Source organism: Microbacterium sp. BWR-S6Y (genome assembly GCF_041379845.1).
Taxonomy (GTDB): domain Bacteria; phylum Actinomycetota; class Actinomycetes; order Actinomycetales; family Microbacteriaceae; genus Microbacterium; species Microbacterium hydrothermale.
Genome location: NZ_JBFECV010000005.1, coordinates 225,334 through 241,803, shown reverse-complemented (window position 1 = coordinate 241,803; position 16,470 = coordinate 225,334). Strand labels below are relative to the sequence as shown.

The following is a 16,470-nucleotide window of genomic DNA, read 5'->3' as shown; positions in this document are numbered from 1 at the left end:
AGGCTAGCGAAACCCGCCGACAGCGCCGGGGAATGTCCACAGACCCCTCCTCCCCACCCCGGCGGCGCGCTCCTGAGCAGCGGGAACGCTGCCCCACTCCGCGACAGGAGGTCCGCATGCCTGCCGCCTCCCGCGGCATCCTGTCCGGTCCGGGCTACGACCCCGGGCCCACCCCCACGCGGCCCGCGAACGCGTCGCGACCTAGGGTGGACACCGTGCGGGTGAGGTTCTTCGGCGGCCTGGCCGTGTCGTCGGGCGGTGACGGTGCCGGCGGTGGGGCCGGTGACGTCCATGTCGTGCCCGGGCGCGGGCAACAGGCGCTGCTCCTGCGTCTCGCCGTCGATGCGGGCACCACCGTCGGTTATCGCGCGCTCGCCGAGGACGTGTGGGGTCTCGACGGGCCCGACGACCCCCGTGCGGCGCTGCAGTCCCTCGTGTCGCGCCTGCGCCGGTCGCTTCCGCCCGGCGTCGTCGCATCCGATCCCGGCGGGTACCGGCTCGCCCTGTCGCGCGACGACGTCGACATCACCCGCTTCCAGGACCTCGTCGCGCGGGCGCGCGCCACCGCCGACCCCGCACTCGCTCGGGAGGCACTCGCTCTGTGGACCGGCGAGGTGTGGACGCCATCGGACGGCTTCGACTGGCTCGTGCGCGACCTGCTCGAAGACCGAGGTCACGCGGAGAGACTCGCCGCGATACCCACCGAGCCGACGCCCGCCCCCACAGCGTCCGCCACCACAGCGCCCGCCCCCGCACCCGCCGCGCCGACGCCCGTCGTCTCCCTCGGCGCGCTGATCGGTCGTACCGACGAGCTCCACGCGATCCGCGAGCGCCTCGAGACCGATCGCCTGGTCACCGTGCTGGGGCCCGGTGGCGCGGGCAAGACCACCCTCGCGGTCGAAACCGCCCGCGCGGTCGCCGACTCCATCGTGGTCGAGCTGGCGCCCGCCGCCGCCGCGGACGTGTGGACGGCCATCGCGGGAGCCGTGGGCCGGCGCATCCGCCTCCCCGACACCGGCGGGGCCACCGTCTCCGCCGCCGATCGCGTCGCGGAGGCCGTGACGGGACGGCGCGTGGTGATCGTGCTCGACAACTGCGAGCACGTCATCCGCGAGGCCGCCGAGGCCGCCCTGCACCTGCTCGGCATCAGCCCCGGAGTGCGCGTGCTCGCCGCGAGTCGCGAGCCGCTCGGCATCCCGGGCGAAGCCTTCGTCGACCTCGGCCCGCTCCCCACCACCGACGCCGAGACGCTGTTCGCCACGCGGGTGCGCTCCGCGCGCGGGCGCGTTCCGGACGACGACGAGCGCGCGACAGCCGGACGCATCGTGCGTCGTCTCGACGGGCTGCCGCTCGCGATCGAGCTCGCCGCCGCGCGAGCGCGCACCCTGACGCTCGCCGAGATCGATGCGGGGCTCGACGACCGCTTCGCCCTGCTGTCGAACGGTCCACGGCTCAGCTCCGAGCGGCACCGCACGCTGCGGGCGCTCATCGACTGGAGCTGGGACACGCTCACCGAGGGCGAGCGCATCGCCCTGAGGGTCGCCGCGGTCTTCCCCGACGGCATCGGCACCGCGGACGCTCCGGCCGTCGCCGCGACGTTCGACGCGGATGCCGACGCCTTCGACGCCCTGGTCGATCGCTCGCTCCTCACCCGGCGCGAGGGGCGCTTCCGCATGCTCGAGACGGTGCGCGAGTACGGTCTCGACCGCCTCCGCGGCGAGGGGACGGAGCGGGCCTTCCGCGCCCGCGCGGCCGACGTGCTCACCGATCTCGCCGCCGCGCACGAGGCACGCTCGCGCGGTCCGGGCCTGCGCGACGCCCTCGCGTGGTTCGACGCGAACGACGAGAACCTCGCCGCGGCCCTGCGCACGCGCGCGGATGCCGCCGACCGCCCCGGCGGGGTGCGCCTGCTCCGCACCCTCTTCTGGCCCTGGGCCGTGCGCGAGCGCAGCGACGACCTCCGCCGCGGGATCGCGACGTTCGCCGCCCCGGACGCTCCCCTCGACGACGAGCCGAGCGTCGTGCTCGAGGCGGTGGCGCTCTTCGCCGCCGCGTTCCCCGAGCCCGGGCGCACCTCGACCCTCCCCCCGGCATCCTTCGCTGCGCGGCGGGCCCGGCTCGAGGACGCCGCCACGCGGCATCCGTCCGAGATCACCGCCCTGGTCGCTCCCCTGCTCCGCCTGGCGGAGACGGTCCTGCACAGCGACGAGGGCGAGGCCGTGCGAACCTGGCACGTCGACGTGACCGACGCGGAACTCGACGAGGCGCCCCCGTGGACCCGGGCGATCCTGCACGCCCTGCGGGCCGGCGCCGCCCAGAACGCGGGGGACATGGACGCGCTCGGCGTCGAGAGCGCCCGTGCGCTGGAGATGTTCGAGCGTCTCGGCGACGCGTGGGGCACCGGCTTCGCCAGCCAGCTGCGCTCGGAGTGGCTCGTGCTGGCCGACCGGCTCGACGAGGCCCTCGCGGTGATCGACCGCTCCGGCGCGGCGATCCGCGGGCTGACCTCGGTGCCCGACCTCCTTCAGCAGGAGGCGCAGGCCGTCGGCATCCTGCTCCGACTCGGCCGACTGCCCGCGGCCCGGGAGCGCGCGGCCGCGATCGACCGCGCCGCCGCGGCCGACGGCTCCGTGCGGGCGCTCGCGCAGGCACGGATGACGGCGACCCACGTCGAGATCGCCGACGGCGACGGAGCCGCCGCCCTGAGCGAGATCGACCGGGTGGGGCTCGAGGGACAGCCCGGCATCCCGGATCAGTTCCTCGCGTGGGTCGATGCCCTGCGCGCGCAGGCCCTGCTGCTGCAGGACCGACCCGACGACGCGCGAGCGGCGCTGCGCCGCGGCCTCGCCCGCGCCGTGGAGTCGCGCGACCACCCGATCATCGCGACCGTCCTGGTGACCGTGGCCGGATGGAACGCCGCCGAGGGACGGTCCGAGCGCGCCGCCGAGGCGTTCTCCCGCGCTCACGCGGTGCGCGGGGCGGCCGACGAGCGCGATCCGTTCGCCGTGTGGGTGCGCGCGCGCATGGCGCGAACGGGCGCCGAGGTGACCCCGGCGCCCGTTCGCGGCATCCGTTCCGCCCTCGCGGACGTGGATGCCGCGACCCTGCTCGCTCTGCTCGACTAGGCCTTGCGCATGTAGGCGCGCACCGTGAGCGGAGCGAAGACCGCCACGATGACCGCCGCACCGATGAGCGAGACGACCGCGTCGGAGCCGAGGGTGCCGGAGTTGACGAGGTCGCGCACCGCGGTGACGAGGTGCGAGACCGGGTTGACGTCGACGAACCACTGCAGCCACGACGGCATCGTGTCCGCCGGGACGAAGGCGTTGGAGAGGAACGTCAGCGGGAAGAGGACGATCATCGAGATCCCCTGCACGCTCGACGCGCTGCGGGCGATGACGCCGAAGAAGGCGAAGATCCAGCTGATCGCCCACGAGCACGCGATGACGAGCAGTCCCGCCGCGACGACGGCCCAGAGGCCGCCCTCGGGCCGGAAGCCCATGATCCAGCCCATCGTGAAGGTGAGCGTCGTGGCGATTGCGTAGCGCACGGTGTCGGCGAGCAGCGCGCCCGAGAGCGGGGCGATGCGCGCGATCGGCAGCGACCGGAAGCGGTCGAACACGCCCTTGTCCATGTCTTCGCGCAGCTGCGTGCCGGTCACGACCGAGGTCGTGATGACGGTCTGCACGAGGATGCCGGGGATGATGATCGGCAGGTAGCTCTGCACGTCTCCCGCGATCGCCCCGCCGAAGATGTACGTGAACATCAGGGTGAACAGGATCGGCTGCACGGTGACATCGATCAGCTGCTCGGGCGTGCGGCGGATCTTCAGCAGACCGCGACCGGCCATCGTGATCGTGTTCTGCAGGGTCTGCGCGAGACCCGCGGTGCGGGGCAGATCGCGCTCGAGGGTGAGGGCGCTCATGAGCGGGCTCCTTCCAGGGCGCCGGCGCTCTCGCGCGCGGCGGTATCGTCGCTCGGGACACCCGAGCCGGTGAGGGTGAGGAAGACCTCGTCGAGGGTGGGCTGCTGCACGCTGAACTCGCTCAGGTGCACGCCCGCCTCGCGGAAGGCCACGAGCAGGTCGGTGACCCGGTCGGGGTCGGACATCGGCACGGTGAGGCGCGCCGCCTCCGGGGAGACGATGGCCGCGGCATCCAGCACCCGTCCCACCATCGCGCGGGCGACGTCAAGGTCGGAGCCGGGCTTCAGTCGCAGCACGAGAGACGCCTGACCGACCGAGGCCTTGAGCTCGAGAGCCGTGCCCTCGGCGACGACGCGTCCGCGGTCGATCACCGCGATGCGGTCGGCGAGCTGATCGGCCTCGTCGAGGTACTGCGTGGTGAGCACGACGGTGGATCCGGATGCCACGAGCCGGCGGATCGTGTCCCACATCTGACCGCGGGTGCGGGGGTCCAGACCCGTGGTCGGCTCGTCGAGGAAGATGAGCGGCGGCTGGGCGATGAGGGAGGCCGCGAGGTCGAGCCGGCGCCGCATGCCGCCGGAGAACTTCGCGAGGGGACGGGATGCCGCCTCGGTGAGGCCGAACTCCTCGAGGAGCTCCGTCGCCTTGCGGCGGGCGTCGCCGCGCGAGAGGCCCAGCAGGCGACCGAAGATGAGGAGGTTCTCGGTGGCCGAGAGCTTCTCGTCGACCGAGGCGAACTGCCCGGTCAGGCCGATGAGCTGGCGCACGACGTGCGGCTCGCGGGCGACGTCGTGGCCGAAGATCTCGGCCCTGCCGCCATCGGGACGCAGGAGCGTCGTGAGCATGCTGATGGTGGTGGTCTTGCCGGCGCCGTTGGGGCCGAGCACGCCGTAGACCGTGCCGGCTTCGACGACGAGATCGACGCCGTCGACGGCCCGGTTGGAGCCGAACGTCTTGACGAGCCCTTCGGCTCGGACCGCGGGAGAGCGGGTGGATGAGGTGGTCATGACGCCAGGATGCGCCGGGGGCCCTGTCGCGGCGCTGTCACGGCGGGTGGGGCGCTGTCACGGCGCTGTCACGGCGCTGCCGCGGGGTCGCTCTGGGCCGTTTCGGGCCGTTTCGGCCCGCGAGACGGCATCCGGCTGACGACGCGGGTGCAGAATGTCGTCGATTCGTCAGCCGCGCGCTGTCTCGCGCACAGACGGGGAGCGCGACGGGGCCGGGGCGCCGAGCACGGCGGGCGACGCCCGGGAATGACGCAGACCGGATGCCGCGGCGTCGAGCCGCGGCATCCGGTCTGCGTGACGAGCGGGTCAGGCGCCGCGCAGGCGCTCCGCGAGGTAGCCGTGCAGGGCGTCGAGGCCGATGCGCTCCTGGCCCATGGTGTCGCGGTCGCGCACGGTCACGGCGTTGTCGTCGAGCGAGTCGAAGTCGACCGTGACGCAGAACGGCGTGCCGATCTCGTCCTGGCGGCGGTAACGGCGACCGATCGCGCCGGCGTCGTCGAAGTCGATGTTCCAGCCGGCGGCGCGCAGCGTGTCGGCGGTCTCGCGGGCCAGCGGCGAGAGGCGCTCGTTGCGCGACAGCGGCAGCACGGCGACCTTGACGGGCGCGAGGCGCGGGTCGAGCTTGAGCACCGTGCGGGTGTCGGTGCCGCCCTTGGCGTTGGGCACCTCTTCTTCGCGGTACGCGTCGACGAGGAACGCCATCATCGCGCGGGTCAGACCGAACGACGGCTCGATCACGTACGGCGTGTACTTCTCGCCCGACGCCTGGTCGAAGAACGTGAGCGACTGGCCCGACGCCTCGGAGTGGCTCTTGAGGTCGTAGTCGGTGCGGTTGGCGACGCCCATGAGCTCGCCCCACTCCTTGCCCGGGAACCCGAAGCGGTACTCGACGTCGATCGTGCCGGCGGAGTAGTGCGCCCGGTCGTCTTCGGGGACGTCGAAGCGCTTCATGTTCTCGGGGTCGATGCCGAGCTCGATGAACCAGTTCCAGCACGCCTCGACCCAGTGCTCGAACCACTCGTTCGCCTCGGCCGGCGGGGTGAAGTACTCGATCTCCATCTGCTCGAACTCGCGCGTGCGGAAGATGAAGTTTCCGGGCGTGATCTCGTTGCGGAACGCCTTGCCGACCTGGCCGACGCCGAACGGGGGCTTGCGACGGGATGCCGTGAGCACGTTCGAGAAGTTCACGAAGATGCCCTGCGCGGTCTCGGGACGCAGGAAGTACAGGCCCGATTCGTCGTCGACGACGCCGAGGTAGGTCTTGACCAGGCCCGAGAACGACTTCGGCTCGGTGTACTGCCCCTTCGTGCCGCAGTTGGGGCAGGGGATGTCGGCGAGACCGTTCTCGGCCTTGCGGTTCTTGCGGGCCTCGAAGTCCTCGATGAGGGTGTCGGCGCGGAAGCGCTTGTGGCAGCTGAGGCACTCCACGAGCGGGTCGGTGAAGGTGGCGACGTGACCCGAGGCCTCCCACACGCGCTTGGGGAGGATGATGCTCGAGTCGAGGCCGACCATGTCGCCGCGGCCGCGGACGAAGGTCTGCCACCACTGGCGTCGGATGTTCTCCTTCAGCTCGGTGCCGAGGGGGCCGTAGTCCCACGCGGAGCGCGAGCCGCCGTAGATCTCACCGGCCTGGAAGACGAACCCGCGATGGCGGGCGAGGGCGATGACCTTGTCGAGGCGGGACTGTTCGGCCACGGTGGCTCCAATGGTCGGGAAAGCTGTGGGGATCAAGCGCGAGGGCGCGGCATCCAGTTTATCGAAGCGGCCCCGCCTCGCCCGGCCCGCCCTCTCTGCCGTCATCGCGCTCACGGATCCAGTTCTGCAGATACGGCATCGCGACGTTCGTGGCGTGGGCGGCCAGGGTGGCGCGGGCGGCGTCCGCGAGGGAGCCGGGGGCCGGCGCCGCGGGGTCGGCGACGTGCGCGATCGGATACGGGAAGCGGTTGCGGAACATGTCCATCCACAGCAGCACGAGGTCGTCCCCGTGCGCGAGCGTCGCGTGACTGAACGAGCCGCGCTCGTGCCGCTCGATCTCCCACCCCTGCCGCGTGGGCCGCGCGGCGTAGTCGGGGTCCCCGCCCCAGGACCACCCGCCCCGACCGCGGACGGGCGTGCCGTAGCCGAAGCCGCTCAGCGCCGCAGCGAGCGCCTCGGGCGTCCACGGGGCCGGGAAGAAGGTCGACAGGCTGACCCGCAGCGCCAGCGGCGACAGGCGCTCCGGCACCGCGGTCGCGGTGCGCGGGAGGTCCGCTTCGAGCGCGGCGGCCAGCGCGATCGTCGCGGCCGACGGCTCGCCCCGGTCGAGCAGCAGAAGGAACGTCTGCAGCGAGCGCAGGTAGGTGCGGTGCTCCGCGGCATCCGCGAACGGCGGGATCGGGATGCCGACGACGGGTGCCCGCCCCCAGGGCACGTCGTCGCGGTCGGTCTCCGAGAGTCCCGACCGACCGCCGGTCATCGCGTGATCCGCTCGCGGTGCACGGTGAACTCCTCGAGCGCCGCGGGGTCGATCTCGACGCCGAGGCCGGGGCCGGCGGGCACGCGCACGTGTCCATCCTCGATCACCGCGGGCTCGGTGACGATGTCGCGGGTGTAGAAGCGGGCGGATGCCGAGATATCGCCCGGCAGCGTGAACCCGGGGAGCGCGGCGAGAGCGGCGTTCGCGGCCCGGCCGATTCCGGTCTCGAGCATGCCCCCACACCACACCGGGACGCCCGCGGCGACGGCGCGGTCGTGGATCGCGACGGCCTCGAGATACCCGCCGACGCGGCCGGCCTTGATGTTGATGATCGCCGCGGAGCCGAGGGCGAGCGCGTCGGCGGCGGCCTTGTCCGAGACGATCGACTCGTCGAGGCACACCGGCGTCCGCAGGCGCGTCGCGAGCGCCGCATGATCGACGAGGTCGTCTTCCTGCAGCGGCTGCTCGATGAGCAGGAGGTCGAAGCGATCCAGTTCGGCGAGGGTGTCGGCATCCTGGAGCGTGTAGGCCGAGTTCGCGTCGACCTGCAGCGGGATCGCACCGAAGGCGTCGCGGACGGCGGCCGTGTCGTCGATGTCGCGCCCGGGCTTGATCTTGATCTTGATGCGCACGTAGCCCTCGTCGAGGTAGGCGCCGACGGCGTCGACGAGGGCCGCCGGGTCGCGCTGGATGCCGACCGAGACCCCGGACGGCACGCGGTCCGTCGCTGCCCCGAGGTACTGACCGAGACTGCGCCCCTCGGATCGCAGGGCGGCGTCGAGCACCGCGAGCTCGAGCCCCGCCTTGGCCATGCGGTGACCGACGACGCGACCCAGGATGCCGCCGAACTCCTCGGGCGCGAGCGTGCGGCGCTCGAGCAGGGCCGGGGCGAGGAACCGCGTCAGCACGTCCCACGCTCCCTGCGTGTACTCGCTGGAGTAGAAGGGCTCGGCCGAGGTCACGACCTCCCCCCACCCGCGGCCGTCGCTCGTCTCGGCGGCGACGACGATGACCTCGCGCACGGTCTCGGTGCCGAACGACGTGGTGAAGGGCGACACGAGCGGCAGGTGCAGCACGCGCAGTTCGACGGCGTCCAAGGTCACGGCAGGGGCGGGCAGCAGGAGAGGCATGGGGGGAGGGTATCGGGAGCGGCGGACACCACGCAGGAGACGCGGTCGTCGGGCCCCGGGATACGGCCCCGCAGCCCGGGCGACCGCGCAGATCTCCTGCGTTGAGTCGCGGCGCCCCGGCACGACTCCTGCAGAACGGGCGCGGAGCGGGAGGACTCGCGCCCGACCACGGGGAATTGCAGGAGTTGTGCACGCCGGCCCGTCCCGACCCGCCGAGCCGGAGTCGGTCGGCCCGCGACCGTAACGCCCGCGCCCGGTCGTGGCAAGGCCGCCGAGGCCACCGCCCCGCGCGCGTAGCGTCACCCGCATGAGCGACGACTTCACCCCCCGCCACGCGATCGTCACCGGCTCCGACTCGGGCATCGGCGCGGCCACCGCCCTCGCCCTCGCCGACGCCGGAATGGACGTCGCGGTCACCTACCACTCCGACCAGGACGGCGCCGAGGAGACCGCCGCCGCCGTGCGCGAGCGCGGCGTGCGCGCGATCGTCGCGCAGTTCGACGCGACCGACTTCGACGCGGTCCCGGATGCCGTGAACGCCATGGCCGACGAGCTCGGCGGCCTCGACGTCTTCGTCAACAACGCCGGCGGCGGGATCGGCGGCTCGTTCCTCGACCTCGACTTCGACACGTGGCGCACCGACATCTCCCTCAACCTCGACGGAGCCTTCCTCGCTCTGCACACCGCGGCGAAGCGGATGGTGGCGGCCGGCAACGGCGGGCGCCTCATCGTCGTCTCGAGCGTGCACGAGCACCAGCCGCGCGTCGGCTCGGCTCCCTACGTCGCCGCCAAGCACGGTGTCGGCGGCCTCATCAAGACGATGGCCCTCGAGCTCGGCCGGTACGGCATCACGGCCAACGCCGTCGCCCCGGGCGAGATCGCCACCCCCATCAACGACATGTCCGCCGAAGACGCCGATCGCATCCACCGCCCCGGCATCCCCCTCGGCCGCCCCGGCAAGCCGGAGGAGATCGCCGACGTCATCCGCTTCCTCGCCTCGCCCTCGGGCTCGTACGTCACCGGCGCGAGCTGGGTCGTCGACGGCGGGATGCTGCAGATGGGCCCCCAGGCGGGCTCGCACATGGACAGCGACGTCTGGCGCTCGGCCGGCGAGGAGTGAGTACAGCGCCATGAGCGACGAGAAGAGCTTCGAAGAGAACCGTCACGACCAGCTGACGAGCGCGCCGAAGGCGACGGAAGCCGACGCGGCGCCCCGCTTCGACGTGAGCGAGCACGACGGTGTCACGCGCATCGACGTGCGCGACGACGCCGCCGTGCGTCCGGGCCCCGGGCCGGGCGACCCCGCGGCTGAGAAGGACGAGCCGATCACCGAGCAGTGAGTTCCCGCGCCGCCGAAGCGGGGCTCGCGGCATACGTCACCGGACCGGAAGGGGCTGGAGGCGTCGTCCCGCCTTCGATCTCGTCAGCAGGATGACGAAGAGGATGCGAGACGCAAGCAACGCTGCCCATAGGGCTTCCGCCTGCGCTCCACCGACGGCTACCAGCGTCAGGATCAAGACCGGGTACAACCCGCCGTATGCGATGAGGAGCGCTGCCAAGCCGGCGGATGGGCCGTCTACGATGCGCCGGTAGGCGTACGCAACTCCCGCGAACGGCTCCAGGAGAAGTTGAGCGGCCATGAGCGCGATGAGCAGCCAGGACAGTGTCTGAACGGCCGGCAGGACAATCCTCGACACAACGAGTATTGCGACGCTCGCGACAAGTACCGCCTCGGTCGCTATCGCGACATCTCGGAAAGCGAATTGCGATGGAAGTGCGCGCGCCCGGAGGGTGAAGCGCGCTCCCACAATTCCGAACTGCTTCATAGGGATGATGATGGTGCGCATGACTGCGACCGCCAGCGCCATCTGGGCACCGGCCGCAACCGAGGAGTGGAGAGCAACGGCGATCGTCGTGGCGAACACGGTCATGAAGACGACGCCGTCCAATGACGCTGTCGCGACCTCGACGAGGATGCGCGACGTGCTGCGGGGGGATCTCGCGATGTCTGCCGCCCCCCGGCGGACAGCGTCGACTGTGAGTAGCCCACTTCTGTGCAGTTGCCAGGACCTCGCCACCAAGCCGAACACAGCGGTCAACGACGATATGCCACCCATCAGCGTCACCGCCGCGAAATCTGACACCCCGACCGCTCCGACGATGAACGCGACGCTGACGTGCACCGCCGTTCCGACGCAGGCGACCACCAGATTCCCGCTGTCCCGATGAATCGTCTGGAAGCCCGCGTTCAATACGAAGAGAGCGGGCGCGAAGGCGACAGCAAGAGCAGCGGCAGCGAGGTACGCGCCTGACAGAGGGCCCACTGAGAAAACGCCGGCCGCAAGGACGATGACACCGACGATGCCGAGAAGCAGAACGCCGACCAAGAGGCTGAGGCTGAGTTGCCGGCCGTAGAGCCGAGAGCTTTCGTCTGTCGGCCGGCCGTCTGGGGTCAGCGTCGGTGTACATGTGCGCACGGTGACGATGATGAACCCCGTCGCCAGGACCGTCACAATGCCGATGATGGACCCGGCGAACCCTACTGCTGCCTGCACGGCCGGACCGTAAGCCGCCGCCACGACAAGCAGAACGAGCAGAATCCGCGCGTTCGGAACGAGAAGCGCAAGTCCCGCAACCGATGCACGTGCGAGGAAAGATCGTCGAGTCAGCCTCATGGGAGTCTTTCCTCCACTCCACGTTCGATCGTGTCGCACACGGCGGCGGTCGCGTCTACGCGCACGAGGCCCCGGTGGGGGTAGTCCTTGAACATCCCGGGCTTGAGGATGCTCATGATCGCGTCAGTTCGCCGGAACGTCACGGCGAAGGCATTCCCATCGAACACAGGCGCGCCCGCCAAGTCGAGGAGTAACGCAAGAAGATGAGAGAAAGCTAATGTTTCGATGCCTACTTCAGGAGAGGATGAGGTATCCGCGTCGGTCGAACCCGCCGATCCGGCGACCGGATGCCAGGTGCCCCCGCACCTCCTCCCGCACGCGCACGCGCCAGTCGGCGGCGGCCGCCGGGTCGGTGCGGCGCAGACCCTCGATGTCGTCGGGCACGGGCACGACGGCCGAGATCGCGGCATCCGTCGGGGTGGGTGCGGGCGGCTCGGCGAGCGCCCATGAGACCAGGAGCCGGTCGGACTCGTCGCCGCGGTTGACGTCGTCGTCCATCTCGCCGTACTGATTCACGAGGTAGTCGGTGACGCGGGCGCCCAGCACGGCGAGGTTGAAGTGCGCGTTGCGCGGGATGAGCGGGTCGAAGGTCCACGTGATGTGCCCGACTCCGCGCTCGAGCGCCCAGTCGCGCTGATGGTTCTTGAGCTGCCGACCGAGGCCGCGACCCTGGTGACCGGGCAGGACACCGGTGATGTGAGAGTGCATCGACCGCGCGGCGGGCGGGCCGAAGAACGCCGCCGACGCCCCGATCATCGCCTCGCCGTCGTAGAGGCCGACGACGTAGTTGCCGGCGTGCTCGAGAGCGCGGAGGATGTTCGCCGGCATCGTGCCCTTCTCGCCCCACACCCTGTCGAGCACCCCCGCGGCCACGTGGATCGCGTCGACCGTGTCGAGGGGGCGGATGTCGATGTCGCTCATGCCCTCGATCCTCGCACCGCGGGCCGACGCCGTCAGCGCGGTAATACCCCGCCGACGTGCCGGATCGTGCGCCCGCGCTCCACCACGATCGCGATCCCGCCCACCAGCCACAGCGGCACCTGCGTGAGGAAGGCGAGACGAGAGGCGTCGAGCGAGTAGGTCTCGGGGCTGCCCGCACCCTGCACGTCCATCGCGATGCCAATGAAGAGGATGGCCAGAAGCGCGGCGAGGAATCCCCCGCCATTGACGATGCCGGTCGCGGTGCTCAGGCGGTGGCTGGGTGTGAAGGTGCGCGCGTGGTCGAACGCGATCATCGACGCCGGGCCCCCGGTGGCCAGGGCGAACATCAGCACGATGAGCAGCCACAGCGGGGCGGGCCCCGGCCAGGCGACGACGACGATCCACACGAGCGCCTGGAAGACGACGGTCGGCAGAACGAGCCACCGCGAGCGTCGACGCGGATGCCGACTCGACAGCGCACCGATCACCGGGCCGCTGACGATGCCGAACAGCACGAACAGCGTCATGATCCCCGACGCGGCCGCCGGCTCGAGTCCCTCGCCCGCGGTGAGGAACGGGAAGCCCCACAGCAGCATGAACGCGGTCCCCGCGAACGGGGTGGCGAAGTGCGACCAGAATCCGAGCCGCGTGCCGGGATGCGCCCACGACTCGCGGAAGCCCTGCCGCAGATCCGGCGCCGAACGCACCACCCGGATGGCGCCCGTCTGCGTGTCGACGGAGGTGTCGACCGGATCGTCTCGGCGTTCGGGAGGGCGGTTGCGGATGATCGCGAAGGTCAGCACCGCGAAGAGCACGCCGAGCCCGGCGACGCTGCCGAAGGCGACGCTCCAGCTCGTCGCGTGCAGGAGGGCCGCGAGGGGAACCACGGCGACGATCTGGCCCATCTGGCCGATGATGCCCGTGAGCTGAACGAGCAGCGGCGCCCGCTGCGCTGGGAACCACGTCGCGATCACGCGCAGCACGCTCGGGAAGATGGCAGCGTCTCCCGCGCCGATGAGCACGCGGGCCAGGATGCCGATCCCCACGGCATCCGCGAAGGCCATCACGAGCTGGCCCACCGCCATCAGCACCATGCCGATCGCGATCATCGGCCGCGCGCCGAACCGGTCGAGGAGGAGGCCGACGGGGATCTGCATCGCGCCGTAGACGAAGAGCTGGATGACGGCGAACATCGACAGCGCCGACGCGTCGGCGCCGAAGCGCACGGCGGCATCCACTCCGACCGCGGACAGCGAGGTGCGGTTGACGATCGACACGACGTACGCGAGGACGCCGACGATCCACAGCGTCCAGGTGCGCCAGCCCGGCCGGTCGAGGCGGAGGGTGCTGGTCACGCGTTCCAGGCTATCCCCGACCGCCGACACGGGCGGCGGGGTGGCGCGGGTAGGGCTGTGGTGTGCGCGGCGCAGGGCGCAGGGCCGCGAACCGGCGTACGGGCGAACGGCGGGCAGCCCGTCAGCCCAGGACAGCCGCCATCTCGCGGCGGACCCTCTCGAGATGCTCCCGCAGGGGCGTGCCCGACCCATCGGCCGCCCAGCGCTCGAGGGCGGTCTGCAGCACCTCCACCGCGACCCCGGCGACGACGCGCGCGTGCAGGGGCTCGACGCCGCGTGCGAGGTAGCCCTCGACGAGCACCGCTCGCAGGTCGGCCTGCTTCTGCAGGTCTCGTTCGCGCAGAGCGGGCTCGGCGTCGATGACGCGTCGCGCCGCCGCGATCTCGTCGCGTCGGGGCTCGAATCGGTCGGCGGCGAGGGCCTGCAGTCCGGTCCAGGCGATCGAGAAGGGCGACATGTCAGCCGGGGCGTCCGCGAGCACGCGCGCAGCGAGCCGCGGGATCTCGTCTCCGGAGAAGAACACCTCGCGCTTGTCGGCGAAGTGCCGGAAGAACGTGCGACGCGTCACCCCGGCCCTTTCGACGATGTCGGGGACGGTCGTCGCCTCGAACCCGCGCTCCGTGAACAGCTGCATCGCGGCTTCGCGCAAGCGCTCCTTGGTATCGGGTGCCCATCTGGCCATATCGAGATCCTAGGTGACGACACCGCGTGTCATCGCGTCTATAGTGAAGACACTCCGTGTCATCACGCGAAAGGTCCGTCATGTCCGCGCACGCCGCCGCCCTTCTCCCTGCACCTCGAGCAGCACTCACCCGCGGCACGGTCGACACCCCCGCACCCGCCACAGACGAGGTTCTCGTGCGCGTGCGCGCGGTGGCCGTCAATCCGGTCGACTGGGTGATCCAGGGAACCAGCCGCATCACCTACCGCTGGCTGCGGACCCCCGCCGTACTGGGGTCCGACGTGGCGGGCGAGGTCGTCGCGATCGGGTCGGGCGTCACGCGGTTCCGCGTGGGTCAGCGCGTGTTCGGCCTCGCGACCGGCACCGACCGCGGCAGGAACCCGCTGCGCGAAGGGGCGTTCCAGGAGTACACGACCCTGCTCGAGCACCTCACCGCTCCCACGCCCGACGATCTCTCCGACGAGCAGGCCGCCGTCTTCCCGCTGGGACTGTCCACCGCGGCGTGCGCGCTGTTCCAACCGCAGCACCTCGGACTGCGGATGCCAGGCGACCCGGCGCCCACCCCCGACCGCGGTGTCGTCGTGATCTGGGGCGGGTCCACCAGCGTCGGCATGAACGCCGTCCAACTGGCGCGCGCCGCCGGGTACGACGTCGTGACCACGGCATCCGCTCGAAATGCGGCGATCGTGCGCGACCTCGGAGCGGACGCCGTCGTCGACCACCGCTCGCCCTCCGCCGTGGCGGAACTCGTCACGGCCATCGGCGGACGACCCGTGGTCGGCGCCGTGGCGCTCGGAGCCGGCTCGACGGACGCGTGCATCGACGTCCTCGCCCGCACCGGCGGGGATCGACTGGCCATGGCGAGCACACCCCTCTCTCTCGACGCACTTGTCGGACGCCGCCGACTCTTCCCGGCGATGCTGCCGGTCTTCACGCGCATCGGTCTCGCAACGCTGAGGTCGACACTGCGCGCCCGACGCCGTGGCATCCGCGCCGCATTCGTCTGGGGTAGCAGCCTGCGCGACGACGAGATGGGCCCGCGCCTGTGGGGCGAGGTCGTTCCGCGCCTGCTCGCCGAGGGCTCCCTGCGCCCCGCGCCCGACGCGCTCGTCGTCGGCGACGGCCTCGACGCTCTGCAAGGCGCCCTGGACCGGCAGCGCGCGGGCGTCTCGGCGCAGAAGATCGTCGTGCGCGTCTGAATCCGGCCGAGGTCGGGCCGAGGCGGCGCGGCCGACATGGCCCCGGGGCCACGAACGACGCCCCGAAACGACGCCGCACGTGGTCAGCCGAAGCCACCTGCGCACGGCAGAATGGTCCGATGGTCTCCGCGAGCCCCCACCTGCAGCCCGATCACGCCTGCCTCATCGTGCACGGCAGCGACACCCCCGGCATCATCGCCGCGGTCTCCGCCCTCATCGCGCGCCAGGGCGGCAACATCGTCGCCTTCGACCAGTATTCCGACGACCCGCGCGGGGGCGCGTACTTCCAGCGCGTGGTGTTCCACCGGCCCAATCTCGCGGTCGCGCTGCCCGAGATCGAGGCCGACATCGCCACGACCCTCGGCGAGGGATTCGACCTGGAGTGGACGCTCACCGACCTCTCCAGTCCTAAGCGCATGGCGATCCTCGCGTCCAAGCAGGACCACTGCCTGCTCGACCTGCTCTGGCGTCACCGTCGGGGCGACCTGCCCGTGAGCATCCCGATGGTCGTGTCGAATCACACCACGGCCGCCGAGGACGTGCGCTCGTTCGGCGTTCCCTTCTTCCACGTCCCGTCGACGCCCGGGCCGGACAAGTCGGCATCCGAGGCCCGCATCCTCGAACTGCTCGTCGGCAACGTCGATTTCGTCGTGCTCGCTCGCTACATGCAGATCCTCTCCCCCGACTTCCTCGAGAAGATCGGGGTGCCGGTGATCAACATCCACCACTCGTTCCTGCCCGCCTTCATCGGCGCCGAGCCGTACAAGAAGGCCAAGCAGCGCGGAGTGAAGCTCATCGGGGCGACCTCGCATTACGTCACGAGCGACCTCGACGAGGGTCCGATCATCGAGCAGGACACGGTGCGCGTCACGCACGCCGACTCCGCCGCCGAGCTCGCCCGCCGGGGCGCCGACGTCGAGCGTCAGGTGCTCTCGCGCGCGGTCCTCTGGCACGCCGAAGACCGCATCATCCGCCACGGCAACCACACGATCGTCTTCTAACCCCCGGATGCCGCGGCCCGGCCCGCCGCCCGGCACCGCGAGACTGCATCTCGCCGACACGTCGGCTGCGGGATGCAACCGTCTCGTTGAAGAGATGCAGTCTCGGCGCCGAGGACAGTG

14 protein-coding genes are annotated in these 16,470 nt (G+C 71.5%); 5 read left to right on the top strand and 9 right to left on the bottom strand.

Annotated features, from left to right (window positions below):
- Positions 1–116: 116 nt before the first annotated feature.
- A complete protein-coding gene (locus AB1K56_RS12850; protein WP_371205965.1) occupies positions 117–3,125 on the top strand; it encodes an AAA family ATPase in 3,009 nt (1,002 codons plus the stop codon).
- On the opposite strand, the gene AB1K56_RS12845 is transcribed toward AB1K56_RS12850, so the two are convergent.
- The 5 genes from AB1K56_RS12845 to menC all read right to left on the bottom strand — a co-directional run bounded on the left by AB1K56_RS12845 (position 3,122) and on the right by menC (position 8,517).
- The gene (locus AB1K56_RS12845) at positions 3,122–3,925 is read right to left on the bottom strand and encodes an ABC transporter permease (RefSeq protein WP_371205964.1); all 804 of its coding nucleotides are present in this window, start codon (positions 3,923–3,925) and stop codon (positions 3,122–3,124) included. The genes AB1K56_RS12850 and AB1K56_RS12845 overlap by 4 nt on opposite strands.
- Positions 3,922–4,932 (bottom strand): ATP-binding cassette domain-containing protein, encoded by a 1,011-nt coding sequence (locus AB1K56_RS12840; RefSeq protein WP_371205963.1) that lies wholly within the window; start codon positions 4,930–4,932, stop codon positions 3,922–3,924. The genes AB1K56_RS12845 and AB1K56_RS12840 overlap by 4 nt, the downstream gene beginning before the upstream one ends.
- A 306-nt stretch (positions 4,933–5,238) precedes the next feature.
- Positions 5,239–6,627 carry a glycine--tRNA ligase gene (locus AB1K56_RS12835; protein WP_076672936.1) on the bottom strand — a complete coding sequence of 463 codons (1,389 nt, stop codon included), beginning with the start codon at positions 6,625–6,627 and terminating at the stop codon, positions 5,239–5,241.
- A gap of 58 nt (positions 6,628–6,685) precedes the next feature.
- Positions 6,686–7,387: a hypothetical protein gene (locus AB1K56_RS12830; protein WP_371205962.1), complete on the bottom strand. Its 702-nt coding sequence runs from the start codon at positions 7,385–7,387 to the stop codon at positions 6,686–6,688.
- Positions 7,384–8,517, bottom strand: a complete 1,134-nt coding sequence (menC, locus tag AB1K56_RS12825) for an o-succinylbenzoate synthase (protein WP_371205961.1) — start codon at positions 8,515–8,517, stop codon at positions 7,384–7,386. Before menC ends, AB1K56_RS12830 begins: the two co-directional genes overlap by 4 nt.
- A gap of 307 nt (positions 8,518–8,824) precedes the next feature.
- On the opposite strand from menC, the gene AB1K56_RS12820 reads away from it, so the two are divergent.
- Together AB1K56_RS12820 and AB1K56_RS12815 are read left to right on the top strand one after the other, a co-directional pair.
- On the top strand, positions 8,825–9,637 hold the full coding sequence (locus tag AB1K56_RS12820; protein ID WP_371205960.1) for an SDR family oxidoreductase: 813 nt from the start codon (positions 8,825–8,827) through the stop codon (positions 9,635–9,637).
- A 10-nt stretch (positions 9,638–9,647) separates the two neighbouring features.
- Positions 9,648–9,857: a multidrug transporter gene (locus tag AB1K56_RS12815; RefSeq protein WP_371205959.1), complete on the top strand. Its 210-nt coding sequence runs from the start codon at positions 9,648–9,650 to the stop codon at positions 9,855–9,857.
- Between the two features lie 36 nt (positions 9,858–9,893).
- On the opposite strand, the gene AB1K56_RS12810 is transcribed toward AB1K56_RS12815, so the two are convergent.
- From AB1K56_RS12810 to AB1K56_RS12795, 4 genes are all read right to left on the bottom strand, one after another.
- Entirely contained in the window at positions 9,894–11,192 is a 1,299-nt protein-coding gene (locus AB1K56_RS12810) for a hypothetical protein (protein ID WP_371205958.1), read from the bottom strand.
- Positions 11,193–11,426: 234 nt separating this feature from the next.
- The gene (locus AB1K56_RS12805) at positions 11,427–12,113 is read right to left on the bottom strand and encodes a GNAT family N-acetyltransferase (RefSeq protein WP_371205957.1); all 687 of its coding nucleotides are present in this window, start codon (positions 12,111–12,113) and stop codon (positions 11,427–11,429) included.
- Between the two features lie 32 nt (positions 12,114–12,145).
- Positions 12,146–13,468, bottom strand: coding sequence for a nitrate/nitrite transporter (locus AB1K56_RS12800; RefSeq protein WP_371205956.1), 1,323 nt, complete (start codon positions 13,466–13,468; stop codon positions 12,146–12,148).
- A gap of 121 nt (positions 13,469–13,589) precedes the next feature.
- A complete protein-coding gene (locus AB1K56_RS12795) occupies positions 13,590–14,150 on the bottom strand; it encodes a TetR family transcriptional regulator (RefSeq protein ID WP_371205955.1) in 561 nt (186 codons plus the stop codon).
- Positions 14,151–14,230: 80 nt separating this feature from the next.
- Between AB1K56_RS12795 and AB1K56_RS12790 the strand changes: the two genes are divergently transcribed.
- Positions 14,231–15,349: a zinc-binding alcohol dehydrogenase family protein gene (locus tag AB1K56_RS12790; protein ID WP_371205954.1), complete on the top strand. Its 1,119-nt coding sequence runs from the start codon at positions 14,231–14,233 to the stop codon at positions 15,347–15,349.
- A gap of 119 nt (positions 15,350–15,468) precedes the next feature.
- Positions 15,469–16,350 (top strand): formyltetrahydrofolate deformylase, encoded by an 882-nt coding sequence (purU, locus tag AB1K56_RS12785; RefSeq protein ID WP_371205953.1) that lies wholly within the window; start codon positions 15,469–15,471, stop codon positions 16,348–16,350.
- The last annotated feature ends 120 nt before the right edge of the window (positions 16,351–16,470 follow it).

What these genes read in the sequence shown, in the direction of transcription:
- AB1K56_RS12850 (WP_371205965.1), top strand. Translation starts at nt 117, where the DNA reads ATGCCTGCCGCCTCCCGCGGCATCCTGTCCGGTCCGGGCTACGACCCC.
- AB1K56_RS12845 (WP_371205964.1), bottom strand. Translation starts at nt 3,925, where the DNA reads ATGAGCGCCCTCACCCTCGAGCGCGATCTGCCCCGCACCGCGGGTCTC.
- AB1K56_RS12840 (WP_371205963.1), bottom strand. Translation starts at nt 4,932, where the DNA reads ATGACCACCTCATCCACCCGCTCTCCCGCGGTCCGAGCCGAAGGGCTC.
- AB1K56_RS12830 (WP_371205962.1), bottom strand. Translation starts at nt 7,387, where the DNA reads ATGACCGGCGGTCGGTCGGGACTCTCGGAGACCGACCGCGACGACGTG.
- menC (WP_371205961.1), bottom strand. Translation starts at nt 8,517, where the DNA reads ATGCCTCTCCTGCTGCCCGCCCCTGCCGTGACCTTGGACGCCGTCGAA.
- AB1K56_RS12820 (WP_371205960.1), top strand. Translation starts at nt 8,825, where the DNA reads ATGAGCGACGACTTCACCCCCCGCCACGCGATCGTCACCGGCTCCGAC.
- AB1K56_RS12815 (WP_371205959.1), top strand. Translation starts at nt 9,648, where the DNA reads ATGAGCGACGAGAAGAGCTTCGAAGAGAACCGTCACGACCAGCTGACG.
- AB1K56_RS12810 (WP_371205958.1), bottom strand. Translation starts at nt 11,192, where the DNA reads ATGAGGCTGACTCGACGATCTTTCCTCGCACGTGCATCGGTTGCGGGA.
- AB1K56_RS12805 (WP_371205957.1), bottom strand. Translation starts at nt 12,113, where the DNA reads ATGAGCGACATCGACATCCGCCCCCTCGACACGGTCGACGCGATCCAC.
- AB1K56_RS12795 (WP_371205955.1), bottom strand. Translation starts at nt 14,150, where the DNA reads ATGGCCAGATGGGCACCCGATACCAAGGAGCGCTTGCGCGAAGCCGCG.
- AB1K56_RS12790 (WP_371205954.1), top strand. Translation starts at nt 14,231, where the DNA reads ATGTCCGCGCACGCCGCCGCCCTTCTCCCTGCACCTCGAGCAGCACTC.
- purU (WP_371205953.1), top strand. Translation starts at nt 15,469, where the DNA reads ATGGTCTCCGCGAGCCCCCACCTGCAGCCCGATCACGCCTGCCTCATC.